Below are 16,344 nucleotides of genomic sequence, written 5' to 3'. Positions count from 1 at the left end.
CAAGCAAAGGCCTCAAGGCGACCCGGATTAGTCGAAAAACGCAAACACTCAGGTCGCTCAAAACATAATTGTTCGCGGATCTAGCGGCGCGTAACCTCACCTCCAAGCCTCCCGTCAATTGAGTCGGTGAGCGCCAACACTCAGCAGCCTCGCCCGAAATAAAAATAAAAGGAAGCAGGTATGTCCACACATGGGTTTAAGAATGCAGCGCTTCGTCTCGCCCCCATTTTGACAATCGGAGTCCTTTGCTCTGCGGGTGCGCTCGCAGCAGAAGATCCTTTGGGCAGCCTGGTCGGTAGTGCCGCACTGGGGAAACAGTTGAAGGAGGACTATGGCGTCAAGGTTTACGGTTGGGCACAAGCAGGCCTGATCTACAACAACAACTCCACCGACGACGTCAGCAAGCAGGCTTTTTTCAACACGGATAAAGGCTTCAACCTCAACCAGTTGGCCTTAGGAATCCAGCGCTCCCCCGTCAGCAACGTCCAAGGGCGCATCGGCCCGTTCCGGCCCAATGCCGCAGGAAGCCGACTAGGGTTTCAACGTCACGACGGTCTATGGCAAAGACGCCCGTTACTTCAAGACCTGCGGCTGGGATGAAGACCTCGGGGTCAACCGGAACAACAAGCCCGAGGACGAGGCGTTCACCATCGCTCAGGCCTACCTGGAGTTCTACTTCCCTGTGCTCAGTGGCTCGGACTTGATGCTTGGCATCTTTCATACCCCGCTGGAGAATGAGATTGGCTTCCCGCTGCCATCCCCAGCGCCACAGACTTCTACAGCCACACCTATTCCTTCATGCATGGGCCAGCCAAGCATGCCGGTGCCCTGTACTCCTTCAAGCGGCCGTCGGCACCGGGCGATAGTATGCTCGGTTTTGAGGTCGGCGTCGTTCAGGGATGGAACAACCTGCAGAGCGAGAACCACGACCCGCATGTCATCGCCAACGTCCGCTGGCGGTCTGCCGACTTCGGCACCTGGGTGGACTGGGAGAACATCTACGGCAACGGCGCGGGCGACAGCTTCGCCAACTGCGCCTGTGGCTCGCCCATGCCCGCTGGCAATAAAGACGACACAGCCCAGCGCTACGAGACCTACCTGACCGTATCGCACCAGCTCGATCCGACCAATCGAATTGCTGTTGAGACCTCGTACGGCAAGCAAAAGAACGGTGCGCTCGCGGGCTTTGCCAACAAAACCGATGCCACCTGGTACGGCGCCAACTTCAACTTCCACCATCAGTTGAGCGAGAACCTGAGCTGGAACAACCGCGCAGAGTGGTTCTACACCGATGCGCCGGTACATGTGGTAATGGCCAATATCGACTCGCGCACCGATATCCCTGACCCCAGCTGGGGCAGCTTCTACGCGGTCACCACCAACCTTTCCTGGCTGCCGACGCCGAACCTGCGCCTGCGCCCCGAGGCGCGTTACGACATCCACTCTGGGCCTGGGCGAGATGCTTTCGGCGATGGAAATCGGGATGCACAACTGGTGCTGTCGTTCGACGCCACCGTCTTCTTCTAAACCCTGTCCGCCACCTGACCTGGTTCAGGTGGGCGGCCAGACCTGGCCTTCACCCCAACGTCGGAGCTGACCATGCGAGACGACAACAATAAAAAACCTCGTCGGTGGTTTACCGGTAACGCGGCGCAACTTCCTGCGCGCCACTGGCATCGTGGCGGGTACCGCTGCACTCGCCACCATGCCCTTCGGGCCACTGCTGGCGGCTGAGCGTACCATCAAGATTGGCTACGTCAGCCCGCAAACAGGGCCGCTCGCCCCCTTCGCTGCAGCTGACCAGTACATCCTCCAATCGCTGCAGCGCGTGATGAGCAACACCATTGGCATTGGCGGCAAGACCTACAAGTTCGAGGTCGTGGTCAAGGACAGCCAATCGAACCCGAACCGGGCAGCGGAAGTTGCCAGCGAGCTGATTCTGTCTGACAAGGTTGACCTGATGCTGGTGTCTTCCACATCCGAGACGACCACCGATGACTTCTCGGCGCAGCTGTCGGCATTCAAGAAGGCCAACACCGAAATCGTCACAGGGGTGGTCATCCCGCCCGACCTCACGACCTTCTGGACGCAGGCGCGCCAGCAGAACTTCGAGCCCAAGATCGTCTCGGTCGGTAAAGCGCTGTTGTTCCCGAGCGCAGTCGAGACACTCGGCAAATCAGGGCACAACCTCTCGACCGAGGTCTGGTGGAGCCCCAATCATCCGTTCAGCTCCTCCCTCACGGGTGCATCATCGAGCCAGTTGGCCAACGAGTTCACCCAGGCCACCGGCAAGCAATGGACGCAACCGCTGGGCTTCGTTCACGCGCTCTTCGAGCTGGCCGTCGACATCCTCAAACGAACTGAGGAAGTCGGTAATCCTGAAGCGGTTCGAGACGCGCTGCGCAAGACACGCCTGAATACCGTGGTGGGGCCGGTGAACTGGAGCGACAGCCCGAGCAAGAACGTAGCGAAGACGCCTCTGGTTGGCGGTCAGTGGCGCATGCAGGGCAGCGGCAAGTTCGATCTGGTCATCACCAGCAACGCCAGTGCTGCCGTTATTCCCGTTGGCGGCGAAATGCAGCAGATTGTTTACCGGTGAGGAGGTTGTGATGGAGCAGCTACTCGCACTGGAAAATGTGCATAAGAGCTATGGTTCATTCAAGGTAACCGAAGGCGTCGACCTCTGCCTCGGGCAGGGCGAGGCGCTCGGCATCATTGGGCCCAACGGAGCAGGCAAGAGCACTCTGTTCAACCTCATCGCGGGAGGCGTTATGTCTACTCAAAAAGGCCAACCGGCCGGCTGGTTCGCTGACGCTTCTAGATCGCAAACGGCTCGAAATGGCACGTATGTGAAAACCGAGGATGACTTGGGCTCAGTCTTTACGCCAGAGTGTTGCCGCGACCTCGCCAACAACCTTCACACGATCTTTCGCAACTGGGTGGCGAGCTTGGGGGCGTTCAGAAGGGAAACCTTAGGCCTTCGCTAAGTACTCACTGCTGAGCAAAGCTCCATGCAAGCAGAGCTCGCAGGCCGGCACGGCCGAAGAGCGTGAGGATGGAAGCCCGCAGGGCCGAGACACAATGTGGCTCGGTTCACGACAGCCGTCCGCGGATGCGGCACGCCCAGAAATCCCCGGACACAACGTACACAACCACTTGCCAAAAACCTGTTTGCCTGGAGTGTCGCAAGCCTCGGTGCCCAATGAAAGCTGGGAGGCAACACTCACCCTACCATGTAGCCCACCCCGAATTTCGACTGAATCTACGTAAGAGTCACCGGCGCTGCCCCAGGAAGCCGAACTGCCAACGTCATGAATATCACCTCGCTCGAAGGGCTTTACGCCTTGGCCATCTGCAGGAAATCCCGAAGTGAGTTTCGACCGCCTTCTCGGCGAAACGCAGCCATCACATAGCGGCTACCTTCCACCGTGGTCAGCACCCAAAACCGCCCTTCCTTCTCAACCCGATTGACCTTTGCCGTCTGAACGACACGACCATCAGCATAACGGCCTGCAGGGTCGTCACCTTCAAACCCAAACATCACACCTCCTCCGACTCGAGACATGATGAAAGCATCTGTTAGGTAGGCGGTAACAGGCTCATCGAACCCTTGCTCCATCGCCCGGGCGATTCGCCTCAAATCGAAGTCAGTGTGCCGCTTGCTGAGAAAGTCGAGATTGATGGAGGTGGTCATTGAGTATCCTTACAACATGAAGCGCCGGCGGGTAGGCCGCTAAAGGCCTCAGCTTTGGAAGCAGCGACGCGATTCTTAAAAGAAAGAGAAGATGGTTTTGAGGCTGGCCTTCTGACGACGTCCGGGGCCTAGCAGCACGTAGACAGTGTTCCTCGTTGCAGCGAAAACCCCATCCACGAATGAGGCACACATCGTCGACCGAACCCAGCCACCAGGTGGGAAACGCCCTTCACTGTCGTCAACAACGCAATGGGCAAAAACGATCAGAGGCAACAGGCCTACGGCGTTGACCTTGGCAAGCTCTTCCTCGGTTAGGTCAGGCTCGAACAGCGTCCAGTTCTCGACGATGCAGTACGACCTACGTGGGAAACGCTCGACAACCAGAGCACGAGCAGCTTCAACAGAGAGCTCAAGGCCGGCAGCCGGGACATGGTTATCTAGTAGGAGCTCGCTGTCGACTGAGCCTTCGAGCTTACCTTCGCTCATTGCAAGCTCCTTTTCGCGCTCAGGGAATCGTACAAAACCCGCATGTTGGTGAGCGACGCCACATCTAGATTCGAACGATACGAGTCGTGATAAACAGCTCCACTATCAACCGTGACTACACAAACGGCATCACGAGCCTGGTCATCTCCGATCGCCAGGCTCTTCACCTTCTCCATCCGCCATGCACCGCTACCATTCATGTTCGCTGGGGTGACAACCTGGATCTCTTTGACGTAAACCGCCTCGTCCTGAGCCTGGAGGACTTGCTGCAATTTCAGCTCGTCATTGACCATGAGCTCAAACTCATGACCCTTGCCCTGCGCGACCATCACAACCGAGAGATGGAACCAGTGCTTTCGGAGCATTCGCGTCACGGCATGCCAATGAGCAAGCCCCTCACCAAACATCCCTGGGAGGCCTGCCATATCATTGTCGTCTGTTCTGAACATCGATCATCTCGGTGAAGCCATCGCTTGGGCGACGCATTGAAAATTTCGGGTTGTTGCCCTACCGCGGCCCTGCGTGGCGGCTCCGACTAATCCGTATCAGAGGTGAACGTGCACGGCACACATGGCACTGCTGCGAACCCGTGTCCCCGAGAGCCTTAACCCTAGTCGATCGGTGCATACAGGGCCGTGTGAGCCTGTCGTAAAGGTTTTCCATAAATTGGCGATGAGCACTGAGCTCGAGATCAAACGTCCGGCTCCGCCTCGCTCGACCAATCAGGCGCCCCGTGCAGAACAGGGAATATATTCCATGGATTGAATTTAATCAATGTGGCTCTATCCTCAGCTTTGAGGAGCCGTCATGCCACTGAGAGAGTCATTAGCCGCAGTCCTTCGGCTCGTGAGGACTTCGCGCGGCCTCAGCAAGGATGACTTCCAGGGTCTGGTTGACCCCAAGCACGTGTACAACCTCGAAACCGCCAAAAGCGGCGTAACCCTCGATACGCTGGAAGCATTGGCCTCAGTGCTTCAGGTCGATGCCCTCACCCTCCTCACCGTCGCAGCGAGCCTTGATCGAGGCCAATCTCACAGTGAGTTGCTCCTGCACCTCCGACTGGACGCCCAGCGACTGGCGGAATTAGGTGTGATAGCAAGATGGCCTGGAGAATTTCAGGAAGGATCACTTGTAAAGACCAAGCCCGGTCGGAGGACGCCTCCGGACACAGTAGAGGCTATTCTGGCTTGCCGCGATCGAGGGTTGAGCCGAAAAGAGACTGCAGATGAAGTGGGAGTGCATCAGTCTACTGTCGGCAGGATCTGGAAAAGAGTACAAGCTTTATAGCCTTGACGGGCTAAGCATACGTAAGTGGTGTGGTTCAGATGTCGGTGGAAAAGCCTGCTGCTCGCCAAGCAGTCATCTTAAGGACAACAACACAGCGTTGAGCCCATCCATAAACTCGGCGATATTCTCGGTCTCATACTTTCTGAGGGCTTTCAGCTGGTGGGCTATCAACTCACCCTCTTCCCTACTTGTGCAGACTCGTGCAGCTAAAGAACCAAGCATGCGTGGATTTTTGGGCAATGAACGCCGCACCATGCGATTTCCATGAATGGCATTATTGATATCCTTGGCTGGATAGAGGCCTAAGAGCCACCCCATTAACAGCATTGCACCCCCTCGCTGAACCCCGTTGGCAGAGTGCATTCCGAAATCCAGTCGGTCTTGCACATTCAGACACCAGCGATATGGAGATCTTGGTGGATGACCAAAACCAGATGCTGCTACTCCTTCAACTGCATGGAGCGTACGCCTACTTAGGAGAAGTCCATATAAACTATGGAGTACGTCAGACTCCAACGGATGAGTTGCGACACGTTTTTGTATCCAAGCTTGAGCCTTTCCAGCCAACAACGCCAATCGTCTTTCCTCAGGCTTCGCTGGACTACGCCCTCGCCACAAATTGTGCAGATAGCAATCCCACATACGGCTTTCGATTGGCGGGAGCGTTGGTGGACATGTAAGTAACCTCTGGTGTTCAGGGCAATATGCAGATGTGAGATAACACCAGTCTTTCTTCCAGACAGGGAAACGAAATGAGAAAAAGCTGTGAGCAAGACAGTCCTCACAGGATAGGTTTCTGTAGTGCAAATTTGTTAATGGCAACCCACTACTGCGAAAGTAACCTCCAATAAAGGTAGTGCACTCATCGTAGGTGTCTTGGAGCACAGAGATCAGTTCACTGGACTCATCAAACTCCACATCAGAGTCATAGGTTTGCGGCCATTCAGAAATCAAACCAACTTCAAGAGAGCCTGGGGTAGAGTACCTCTGAATGGCCATGCGAAATAGGTGCGGATTCTCTAGCTGCTCCAAGGAAAGCCCCCGGCATACCCATGACAGAATGGTTTCACCTGTAACAATTTTAGGATGCCCAATGCCGCTATGAATATTCAACATTTAAAATCTCCAAAGGTGTGAAATATGCCTGGGAGTTGCAACTTGACCTTTGGTCAAGACGCCACTCATTGCCAAAACTTTCATTGTCTGTATTACAGATCCGGTAGCACCACATGTAGAGCAATGGAGAAATGTCAAGAAATCCTCCCCGATCACTTGGCGTCTCTCAATGTTACAAGCCCTTGCCACATAGACCACAAATTGTTGAAATTCACTTCCGCTTGACCAGCACCGCAACTCTAAAACGCAATTCCGGCTGAATCGGAAGTCCCTAGCCAGGGTCGCGACGCTGTTAAAGTTTGTTAAAGCCACTACCACTTTAAGGAACTTTATTTCATTCCTCAAAAAAAGAATAAATTCACAAAGTTCAGGATGCTTTGATCTAGGCCCGCTCACAAAAGTATCAATATCGTCAATCACTAACACCACAGATAGCCCACTGCTGTTAATTTCACGCAGGAGGTTTAGCAGTGCTCCAGGTGAATCGTTGGCAATCCAATGTGGTAGCCCTAGCGCGCTTACGAGTGATTGCTTTAGTGAGCCACATAGATGCGCGTGGGAAGAGCGAATGACTATCGGCCATATTTTTCGAGCGCTATCAATCCGCGAGAACAGGAACGATAGCAATGTGCTTTTTCCGCAAAGTGGTTTACCTTGCAAAAAAACCAGGTCATTCAGGTGGAGAGCGCTGATGACCTGCTTCTTCGCCTGCATCTGAAGTTGGCACTTAAGGATTTTCATCTCAACTCATTCAGCCGGAAGCTCTTGAAGCCACTTAGATTTTCCCGCCTGCTTGAGAATTTCCATTGTGATCTTCTCTGTGCCGGACGATATAGCATAAGCTCCCGCGGCCTTAAGCAGGTCGCATATTCGACCGATAACACCTTCCGTTTTCAAATAGATATCGGTATTCAGTTCAGCAGAAGATAAGCGCGACGGAAATGCCAGCGGCATGATGCTTTCCCAAGTGTCGAGAAAATTCAGATATTCCGAGTCGCTCTGCTGCCACCTGGTCACCTCGTACTTTTCAAAGCGCCGTTCGTACTGAGGGTCAAAGCTGAGAGCATTAAGTGCCTCGGACACGCCAAAAACAAAAAAGCTCATGTAAAGCGGAGGGCCACACATGCCTCGAAGCATTGACAAAAATGCCAATTGTTCTTGGTTGGACAATTGCAGTACGGAATCCTGAAACTCATCCATGAAAATAGCTCTGACATCATTTGCCAAGCAATAATCCGTGATGATTTTGATGTCAACGCCAGCTTTACCAGGATCAAGGCCCAATGCGCCCATCAATTTCTCGCCGGGACGGGGGCGTACCCTTGTATTTTTTGTGTCGCGCACAAAATTTACATAGCGGATTTTACGGCACCATTCCTGATCCAACCCTCTCACTGCATTGCAGATCGTGGACTTTCCATAGTTGCTGCTCGCAGTCACTATAAGACAAGGTGCTTCCATGCATCCCCTTGGGATGTGAATCATATTATAAGCTATCGTCTGAACATTTCTCAGGTGCTCAGTAGAAATAACAACATCCTTTCGCATGAAGTCCATGCGGTCTCGGTCAGATAGTTCCATTGCAAAGCGTCGACTTTCCTCCAAGTGCTCGTACGGCATTACTCACCCCTTTCAATCGTTTTTATTATTACAAAACAAGGCGACTCCATTCATCATCATGGAAGGCGTCGCCTAGTGGTTAATCAAGTCAACGGCAGGGGTGATACATCACCCTTTCCAGTCAAGCTTTTTGCGAGTTTGATCAGAGGCAAGCGGCTTCAAATCAGTGTCAGCGGGCAAATCTTTCTCAATCGACTGCATTGATTGAGAAATCTGGGATTTCTTCGCATTACTCTGCCGGATTCTTTTGGTTTCCTTGACGGCGTTATCAACATCGTCAAGAGACTGAAGCCTTAGCTTATGGAGGTCAGGAGATGCAAGCTCACCGCGCCGACGCCTACCAGACTTAGTGCGAGCCACGTACTCGCTCATTGAGATAGGCTCTTTGGTTACATCGGCGTATGGGATATCATAGTATTTCCCATCCAATCGCAGCCAGATTTTGCCGAGATTAAGCGGGTTATACTTAAAAACGAGTCTCTGTCCGACCAGTTTGCGAACCACTAATGAAACATAGAACTCGCCATTGAATTCTACGCCCTTGGTCTGGACGGTTCTTGAGATAGACGGGAAAAAATCCAGCAAAAAAGTTCGAAAATCACCCGGCACCGGAGGTACATAATTTTGGCCAAGCTTGGCCATCTCCTCATCCCACACCTCGGATGGAGTCTTGCGTCGCAGCCCCTCGTGAGCTCGACCATGATAGATAGCCACTTGATCAGCAAACCATCTACATAGCTGCTTGTAGGTTAGAGCCGACTCTTTGGCAGAGTCATATTCCGCTTTAGTCAGCACATTTGAATACGTCGTTCCCGGCAGCATGTGTGCTTTGCCCATCAAGGTACCGATTAACCTCTCGACATGCCCACCGTAATGCTTTTTGCCAATAGGTCTAAGAAGCAAATCGATTCTGTAGTAATTCAAAGTTGCTTCGAAAGCGTCTGAAGTAAACTCTGCAGCGTTATCAGCACCTACTGCTGCTGGCGTGCCCCAATAGCGATGCATGGTGCCTTGCCCACCACCCATCATTAATGGTTGCTCTGTCTTTGGATAACAAGCAGAAAGTAGTGCCATCGCAACACTCACTGCGCTCGGCGCATGCAGCGCCAAGTAATACCCAAGAACTATGCGGCTTTTAAGGTCAATAACCACAGTCAACCAAGGTCGCATTAGGGGAAGGCCCTTGGCATCTGTAATTATTACGTCCACTCTTGTATGATCAATTTGCACCATCGACAAAATGGTTTCGACATCAACAGAGCCTGGCTTCATGACAAACTTCTGCAGCATCTGCTCTCGACCATGACGCAACGAGTAGGCAGCGCGTTCACCAAATGCATCAAGTCTCTTCTTGAGCGTATTGGCGCTCGGTGGTTTAAGCCCGGACACCTCACATTTCGACTCAATATACTCATACAGCTCTGAAAAAGTGCTGAGTTTTTTTGTTTGCTTGAGATACCGCGCGATCCCGTCGTCGATGATCTGTTCATGAAGATCGCTCAACATCCGAGTAGCCGCTTTCCTACCTCGCACACTTCTCATCAGCGAGACCGCACCCAACTCTGGGTCATACCTTCTGAGCAGACGTGTTAGTGTTGCTTCGGAAACCTCGATTTCAAGCAGCAATGCAGCGCGCGCGAGTTTGCCTGAGCGATATCTCTCAATGCCCTCTGCGCGCCTCATTGCAACTTGCATCTCTTTAGGGTTGCTTTTTGATTGCTCAAGCCAAGCCAGTCGACGCTCGTCAATGTAGTTCTTGCGTTCGTTATCGACCTCTAACAACGCGACCTCAGTGAAAGGAACACTAAAAGAATTGTTCAGCTCCAGATTTTGAAGTGTGACAGAACCGTCTGGAGAGATCCCTACCACTCGGAAAGTTTTCTCGTCATGTGTTACCAGGCAACCTTCTTTTACCGGTCTTTTCATTTTCAACTCCAGCAATTCAATGCACGCTGAAGTTAAACCAACGAATCAACAACGTCAAAGCCCGACGGAAAGCGACTCTTCTTAAAATAATTATTGAATATTGACAGCGAGTCCCCCCATTAAAAGCCAAGCAAATTTCAGGCCACTATCTAAGTGGCTCTTTCATAACAAAAAAAATCAATCTGTCAATATATGCAAAATAAAACAATTTTTACTATATTACCTATAAACACGAGCACGACTAATGCGCAGGTGATATTGCATGAAAAAAAATCAAGTAATCCAGCCGAAGTTTTAGGTCGCACGCAACGCCCGAGGAGCTCCTTGAATATTGATGAGGGTTAAAAAAGACTGATTTAAGCTCAAGTGAAAGTGATTGTTTGCTACCGGCAAACCCTCGTTAGCGCGGAAAACCATTCAGTATTTTCATGGGGTTACGAAATGATCATCTTTGAGCGCACGCGCAAAATCGCTGCAAGTGTTATTTTTCTTGGCCTCAAGCAATGTCACGCCTGAAGATGATCATATGCTCTATAGAAGCCCTGTTAATGATCACCTTCAGATGATGAGAACGCTGAAAACCTTGAACTAGACGGGGTTGAGGGTACGGTCATTTTCTCTTGAGCGTCACAACGCTGCAGCTCACGGTGTGCATCTCTAATGAGCGTGGGCTCCAGGTCATACGTTTCATTGACCTGGCCATGGTGGCCATCGGGCACGGCAACAAAGCTTTTAAGCAGAGTTTCCATGCCAATTGCTGCATTTATTTGGGCAATTGCCATCATGTCGTGACCGGTAAGCAGGTGCTTTGCAGCCTCGCAATAGCGGTACGCGCTTTCAACCATCCAGGGTGTGAGATGCGGTTGCATCAAGATTCTCCAAGAGCAGCGGCCCAGGAATTGAGCTTTCCCTGGTTCAGCAGATGAGCTACCCTGCCCTTAGAATATTCGTTTCAGGAATAACTACACTAAATGACTATTTAGTGGAGTTATAAGCCAGCCTTTCCCCAAATGCACTCATTCTCCCCCTTCAATCTAGGGCTGGCACGTTTTCCGCACCTCCCTGAACGCTTCGCTCTGTTCCAATGCAGAACTGGGGCGGTCGCCCAGATCTATTAATGCATCGAGTATCCGGAGCAGGCCGAGTGATTGTTCCTGAGCGAGAGGATAACGCCTGTCCGCTAGACGCTGTACTACGACTGCAATGCGCGCTGGATGCGTGGTGCTCGCCCAGCTCCCCTGTGCCAATTGTAGGGATTCCATTGCAGTGCCTACTTGATGGATGAACGCATCCAGTGGATAAGCATCTGCAGCCCGTTCGCAGAGGGTGAGGAATTTGCCCATCACGAACGATGACCAGCCGACGGAGTTCATGATGCGGGAAATCAGGGGCATGATTATCGCGATTTCTGACCAGTCGCCATTTGCAAATCGCTTGGCGCCTGGAGCCCCTGTTATCTCTACGAAAAGCTAGGCAGAGATCAGACGGGACAATGCGTTGTCATGCACCGAGCCGTCATTGTGCCCGGAGAATGCCCTATCGTTGATGAGTCTTTCAGCACACAACTCCAACTGCGAAAGCGTGCTTGGAGGAATGCATTCGGCGTCGATAACATGACGAACAGTCAAGGACTGAGCAATGCGGCTCAGCATGTGCAGTGCATTGCGCTCCGGCACCAGAAATGGCTCTTGGCAAACATCGGTGAACCATTGCTCGTCAACGTTGGGTGCTGATCGAGCACACAGATGCCCAAGCGAGTTGTACCAACCGTGTTCTTCTGGATGGCGCTTCCTGCCCGTAGCCTTAGGTGGCATCAATCGCGAGGCTGTCCATTCCACGAGGCTAGCAAGCGCTGATTGCCAAAGAGGCCGATATTGATCTGAAGCACACCACCGTTCGACAGGGAAAAACTTGAAAATGCTTGCGGCAAAGCGCTAATCGAAGAACGGATCAGGGTCCCGCAAAACCTCTTCACTCCCCTCCTCCAAGTGCATCGTCAACTGCTCCCAGGCCTTTGGTACGGCTGGGAACTGACTTGGCTGCTGCGCTATATCGAATGTCAAAGCCATCTGCAAAGACTGCTCGCGACTGATCTGGTCTGTCGTATGATCGTGACCACTGTCCGGCGACCAAACAGAGCGGCGCCGAATCGCCATCCGCATCGCCAACTGAGCTGCCACCCAGGTGATGGCAAGATCGTCGTCCCGAAGCAGTCCAGCAAATGCCAGAGCCGAGATGCCCTCCAATGGATGATCTGTAAGGTTGATTAAAGCAATGCATGCCTGAGCGTCTGAGTCTTCAGTGCTCCGTTGATGCACCAACGCCACAATCAGGTGGTTAAAAGACGGTTTCCAGGCACGCCCTTTGCCAGTGCTTGGCCTGCGCTTCGCCGACCCGGCGAGCACGTGGGTATATCTGGACCCGGCCAGCGGCGAGGTGGTGGCCAGCTCCGACCGCACGCAACGGGTCGGGCGCTGGTTGTTCAACCTGCTGCACAGCTGGGATTGGCAACCCCTGCTGACCAGGCCGCTGCTGCGCGAAAGCCTGCTCATCGCCATGAGCATTGGTGGCCTGGTAATCGCGCTCAGTGGAGTCGTACTGGGATGGCGACGTCTGCTCAGGGTTTTCAAGTAACCGTTACGCTGATTGCGTGCTTGGCGAACAGCGCTGCAGTGTTCACACTGCAGCGCTTTTTGCTGCCCTGAAGGGTTGATCATGCTCTACATCGTCATGCTCGGCGGTCGCCACCCTCGAGCTCGTATCGAAGTCCACGATGTGGTCTTCGCCCAAGCGGACACGCTGGAACAACTCCATCCCCAGTTGCGCGAAGCCTGGTTCGGCAGCGCCGAAGGCCTGCACATCGACTCCTGGCTGGAAGTCGCCGGGGTCGATGGCTATCGCGTCGAACTGAGCCAGATGGCTCCGGGCCCTGACGCCATGCGCCTGTTCTTCCTGAACCTGGGCGGCTATGAACGGCAGGTATTCGGTGAAGCGCATCGGTACCTGCTGGTAGCGGCTACCGACAAGGCCGAGGCCAAGCGCTTGGGCAAGCAACGCATGGCATCTGATTGGCTCAAGCCGCATACCGACGCTGTGCTCGACGTCGACGATTGCCTGCCGGTCGACTTGGTGGCGGGACGCTATGTACATCTGGTCAAGGGCGAGCACGCGGGTATTCGCCAGTTCAGTGATTACATCCTGCTCTGAAGACCATGAACCGAGGCAAGAACCAAGCCGGGGCTGGTGACCAGCCCCGGCCTTTTTTCGGCCCGGTGAAAACCCTGCCAAGAGCAAAACACCGGGCCAATTTCAAATTAGCACGGCACTCGACCACCCTCGACCTGCGGCATCCTGCCGCACCATTGATAGCGATGCCGCCGCCACAGTCGATGCGCCAGGCCTGAGTCAAACTGTCGCACCTGACAGCTACCGACACTTACATAGACTCCGGCTTCGAATAAAAAACCTGAGAGGTCGGTCATGAAAAAAACATTGGCAATGCTTACCTGCCTGGCACTCGCCAGCGTGGCCCAGGCGGCCCAGGAGCCAGAGGCGGTGTTCAACCGCGCCTGCCAGATGTGCCACAACGGCCAACTGCCCATGGCGCCGAAAAAGGGCGACCAAGACGCCTGGAAGCCTCGCCTGGCCAAGGGCAACGACGTACTGGTCAAGCATGTCACCGAAGGCTTCAACGCCATGCCACCGCGAGGCCTGTGCATGGACTGCACCGCCGAGGATTACCAGGCAGTGATCGACTACATGTCCAAGTGATGCGGCCACCCGTGCCGTGCCCGGCACCGCACGGGTAACACCCCTACCGGCGCTCCGCCCGGCGCCAGGCCCTTAGCCACAGGCACAGCAGCATCCCCAACAACAACGCCACGATCATCGTGTCCAAAACCAGGCCGTAGCCCCGGGCCCGCAGCAATGCGCCGAACATCGGCGGCCCCAGCGCGAAGCCCGCAAAGAACCCTACCGACAGCAGGCTCGCCGAAGCCGCCGGCACGCCGAATGCACGATCACGCAGGACCATGCTCATGGCCACCGCGTTGGTCGCCACCGCCGTCAACCCCATGCCGATGCTACCGACCCAGAGCCAGATCCAGGCTTGCGGCGTGGCCCGGCTCAGGCTGAATACCGCCAGCGCCGCCAACGTGCACAGCGCACCCAGCATCAGGCTCTCGTCGCGCATCCGCGCCGCCAGGGGTGTCAGCAACACACGCGCGACGATGCCCATCACGCCGAACACCGCCACCAACGAACCCGCCAGCACCGCCGGCACCTCCTGGGCACGGGCGAACACGCCGAGGTAGGTCACGAACGATGACAGGGCGATGGCCACGCTGCACTGCACGGCCATCAACAGCGCCAGCCCGGTCGAGGGCCGGCGCAGGGGGGTCGAGGCACCGCGAGCACTGGCCGGTAAGCTCGGTAGATGACGCAAGACCGTCCAGCCCAGCAGCAACGCCAACGGCGCGAACAGCACCAGCGCTACCCGCCAGCCCAGGTACTGGGCCAACAGCGGCAAGAGTAGCCCCGCGAACAGCGCCGACACTTGCACGCCGGCCTGTTTGAAACCCACGGTCGCGGCCCGCTCGGCCACGGGAAACTGTTCAGCGATCAGCAGGTTGGTGGCAGGGTTGGCCAAGGCCTGGGCCACGCCACACACGGCCAGCGCCAGCACCAGCCCGAGAAACCCCGGCAATACGCCAGCCAAGGTGTAGGCCACGGCGCAGCAGCCGAACAACAGCCCCAGCGCCCGACGCCCGCCCAGCCGTTCGACGATGGCCCCGGCGCCTAACGACAGCAACGCAGCCAGGCCAAAAGCGCTCATGGTCAGGTAACCCAGCCAGTGTTCGGGTACCTGCAGGTCAGCAACCAGGAAAGGCCCCAGCGCGCCGATGGCATAGAACACCAGCATGGGCAGCGCCATGGCCGCGCCCAGCAAGCTGCGCAACAGCCAGGTGGAAGGCTGGCTGGTCAGCACGTGATCAGTCTGCATGGGGGCCGTCCTCGTCCACTGAACCTGTCCAGTTCATGGGAGACGAAGAAGGCGCGGCAAAATTCACCCCGCCTCCTTCTTGATAGGCGCCGATCAGCTGTCGCCCCAGGGCACTGACCAGCGCATCGTCGGTGCCATCCATGAAGTGGGTGGCGCGGGCGTGCCGGTAAATCCCCGAGAGTGGCGTACCGTCGGTCAAGCCTTCGGCGCCGTGGATCTGGATCGCCGAATCGACGTTCAGGCTCAAGGCCCGCGAAGCAGCCAGCTTGGCCAGGTTGGCCTCCACGTCATTGCTCTGGCCCTGGTCAAACCGGGTCGCGGCATCGTGCAGCAACGACCGCGCGGCATGGATGGCCTGGTACGCCTCGACCATGCGCAGGCGCACCAGTTGCTTGTCCGCCAGTCGCGCCAAGGCGCCACGGGGCGAGACGATGCGCGCCCCCATCAGGTCGTAGCAGCGCTGGGCCATGCCCAGCCAGTGCGCCGCACGCAGCAGCCGCCCCAGGGCAAGGCGCTCCTGGATCAGCGCAAATCCCTGGCCCACCTGGCCGAGCACCTGATCCTCTGCGAGCCGGACCGCGTTCAGGCGTACCGGCGCTTGCCCCTGATAGCGCCCCAGCACCTTCATCCGCTCACCAACCTCCACCCCCGGTGTACTGGCAGGCACCACGAACAGGCTCAGCGCTCGCTCCACCGGCCCTTCGGCGGTACGCGCCACCACGGTGATGAAAGCCGCCTGCTCGGCGCGGCAGATGAACCACTTCTCGCCGTCCAGTTGCCAGTGGTCACCGCACCAACGGGCGCGGGTGGTCAGCGACGCGGGTATCGAACCGATGCTGTTTGGCTCGGACATGCCGTAGCTGGCAAGCGCCTCCCCTGCCAGCACGGGCGCAAGCACCTCGCGCTGCAGACGTGGGTTGCCGTGACGTAGCATGTAACCGTCCAGCACGGCTTCGGCGCCGAACACGGCCGGCCCGTATTCAGACCTGCCTTCCTGCTCGGCCAAGGGCAGGTAGTCGAGCAGCCGGCCTGGCGCCAGGCCGTTGGCCTGCCCCCACAAGCCGGCATCGCGAGCCGCCTGCTGCAGTTGCGCCAGGCAGTCCTCGGCCCTGGCATCGCCTGCGTCCAGGCATGGCTCCAGCGGTAACAGCCGCTGGTCCACGAACCGGCGAATGCGCCGGGCCACGGGATGAAGTTGATCATGCTCAAGCAT

General features: G+C 55.6%; 18 protein-coding genes and 1 pseudogene. 7 read left to right on the top strand and 12 right to left on the bottom strand.

Annotated features, from left to right (window positions below):
- The first annotated feature begins 180 nt into the window (after positions 1–180).
- The 4 genes from FPB55_RS26580 to FPB55_RS26570 all read left to right on the top strand — a co-directional run bounded on the left by FPB55_RS26580 (position 181) and on the right by FPB55_RS26570 (position 2,987).
- A complete protein-coding gene (locus tag FPB55_RS26580) occupies positions 181–600 on the top strand; it encodes a hypothetical protein (RefSeq protein WP_232892305.1) in 420 nt (139 codons plus the stop codon).
- Positions 601–756: 156 nt separating this feature from the next.
- Positions 757–1,527: an outer membrane beta-barrel protein gene (locus FPB55_RS26575; protein WP_256213927.1), complete on the top strand. Its 771-nt coding sequence runs from the start codon at positions 757–759 to the stop codon at positions 1,525–1,527.
- Between the two features lie 88 nt (positions 1,528–1,615).
- Positions 1,616–2,599: an ABC transporter substrate-binding protein gene (locus tag FPB55_RS11960; protein ID WP_054890508.1), complete on the top strand. Its 984-nt coding sequence runs from the start codon at positions 1,616–1,618 to the stop codon at positions 2,597–2,599.
- Between the two features lie 10 nt (positions 2,600–2,609).
- Positions 2,610–2,987 carry an ATP-binding cassette domain-containing protein gene (locus FPB55_RS26570; RefSeq protein WP_054890509.1) on the top strand — a complete coding sequence of 126 codons (378 nt, stop codon included), beginning with the start codon at positions 2,610–2,612 and terminating at the stop codon, positions 2,985–2,987.
- Positions 2,988–3,337: 350 nt separating this feature from the next.
- On the opposite strand, the gene FPB55_RS11950 is transcribed toward FPB55_RS26570, so the two are convergent.
- From FPB55_RS11950 to FPB55_RS11895, 10 genes are all read right to left on the bottom strand, one after another.
- The gene (locus FPB55_RS11950) at positions 3,338–3,694 is read right to left on the bottom strand and encodes a hypothetical protein (protein WP_064314793.1); all 357 of its coding nucleotides are present in this window, start codon (positions 3,692–3,694) and stop codon (positions 3,338–3,340) included.
- 75 nt (positions 3,695–3,769) lie between these two features.
- Positions 3,770–4,180: a hypothetical protein gene (locus tag FPB55_RS11945; RefSeq protein WP_054890511.1), complete on the bottom strand. Its 411-nt coding sequence runs from the start codon at positions 4,178–4,180 to the stop codon at positions 3,770–3,772.
- Positions 4,177–4,629, bottom strand: coding sequence for a hypothetical protein (locus FPB55_RS11940; RefSeq protein WP_054890512.1), 453 nt, complete (start codon positions 4,627–4,629; stop codon positions 4,177–4,179). Before FPB55_RS11940 ends, FPB55_RS11945 begins: the two co-directional genes overlap by 4 nt.
- A 910-nt stretch (positions 4,630–5,539) precedes the next feature.
- On the bottom strand, positions 5,540–6,583 hold the full coding sequence (locus FPB55_RS11930; RefSeq protein WP_144188264.1) for a hypothetical protein: 1,044 nt from the start codon (positions 6,581–6,583) through the stop codon (positions 5,540–5,542).
- A 747-nt stretch (positions 6,584–7,330) separates the two neighbouring features.
- On the bottom strand, positions 7,331–8,203 hold the full coding sequence (locus FPB55_RS11920; RefSeq protein ID WP_054890516.1) for a TniB family NTP-binding protein: 873 nt from the start codon (positions 8,201–8,203) through the stop codon (positions 7,331–7,333).
- A gap of 108 nt (positions 8,204–8,311) precedes the next feature.
- Complete coding sequence (locus FPB55_RS11915) at positions 8,312–10,129, bottom strand: Mu transposase C-terminal domain-containing protein (RefSeq protein WP_054890517.1); 1,818 nt, start codon at positions 10,127–10,129, stop codon at positions 8,312–8,314.
- Positions 10,130–10,674: 545 nt separating this feature from the next.
- Entirely contained in the window at positions 10,675–10,998 is a 324-nt protein-coding gene (locus tag FPB55_RS11910) for a hypothetical protein (RefSeq protein WP_238706632.1), read from the bottom strand.
- A 165-nt stretch (positions 10,999–11,163) separates the two neighbouring features.
- Positions 11,164–11,523 (bottom strand): hypothetical protein, encoded by a 360-nt coding sequence (locus FPB55_RS11905; protein ID WP_144188262.1) that lies wholly within the window; start codon positions 11,521–11,523, stop codon positions 11,164–11,166.
- 75 nt (positions 11,524–11,598) lie between these two features.
- Positions 11,599–11,946: a hypothetical protein gene (locus FPB55_RS11900; protein ID WP_144188260.1), complete on the bottom strand. Its 348-nt coding sequence runs from the start codon at positions 11,944–11,946 to the stop codon at positions 11,599–11,601.
- Positions 11,947–12,063: 117 nt separating this feature from the next.
- Entirely contained in the window at positions 12,064–12,447 is a 384-nt protein-coding gene (locus tag FPB55_RS11895) for a hypothetical protein (RefSeq protein WP_144188258.1), read from the bottom strand.
- Positions 12,448–12,487: 40 nt separating this feature from the next.
- Here FPB55_RS11895 and FPB55_RS11890 point away from each other — a divergent pair.
- The 3 genes and pseudogenes from FPB55_RS11890 to FPB55_RS11880 all read left to right on the top strand — a co-directional run.
- Positions 12,488–12,763, top strand: a pseudogene (locus FPB55_RS11890) (PepSY domain-containing protein); the annotation flags it as partial.
- A gap of 81 nt (positions 12,764–12,844) precedes the next feature.
- Positions 12,845–13,336 carry a DUF1543 domain-containing protein gene (locus tag FPB55_RS11885; protein ID WP_009686835.1) on the top strand — a complete coding sequence of 164 codons (492 nt, stop codon included), beginning with the start codon at positions 12,845–12,847 and terminating at the stop codon, positions 13,334–13,336.
- Positions 13,337–13,609: 273 nt separating this feature from the next.
- Entirely contained in the window at positions 13,610–13,900 is a 291-nt protein-coding gene (locus FPB55_RS11880) for a c-type cytochrome (RefSeq protein WP_033691323.1), read from the top strand.
- A gap of 43 nt (positions 13,901–13,943) precedes the next feature.
- On the opposite strand, the gene FPB55_RS11875 is transcribed toward FPB55_RS11880, so the two are convergent.
- Together FPB55_RS11875 and FPB55_RS11870 are read right to left on the bottom strand one after the other, a co-directional pair.
- Positions 13,944–15,131 carry an MFS transporter gene (locus FPB55_RS11875; RefSeq protein WP_144188256.1) on the bottom strand — a complete coding sequence of 396 codons (1,188 nt, stop codon included), beginning with the start codon at positions 15,129–15,131 and terminating at the stop codon, positions 13,944–13,946.
- On the bottom strand, positions 15,121–16,344 hold the full coding sequence (locus tag FPB55_RS11870) for an acyl-CoA dehydrogenase (protein WP_144188254.1): 1,224 nt from the start codon (positions 16,342–16,344) through the stop codon (positions 15,121–15,123). The genes FPB55_RS11875 and FPB55_RS11870 overlap by 11 nt, the downstream gene beginning before the upstream one ends.

The sequence above is a fragment of the Pseudomonas sp. BJP69 genome, from assembly GCF_007633355.1.
GTDB classification, from domain to species: Bacteria; Pseudomonadota; Gammaproteobacteria; order Pseudomonadales; family Pseudomonadaceae; genus Aquipseudomonas; species Aquipseudomonas juntendi.
Note: the sequence above shows the minus strand (reverse complement) of the source record. Positions and strands in the feature narration are given on the sequence as shown.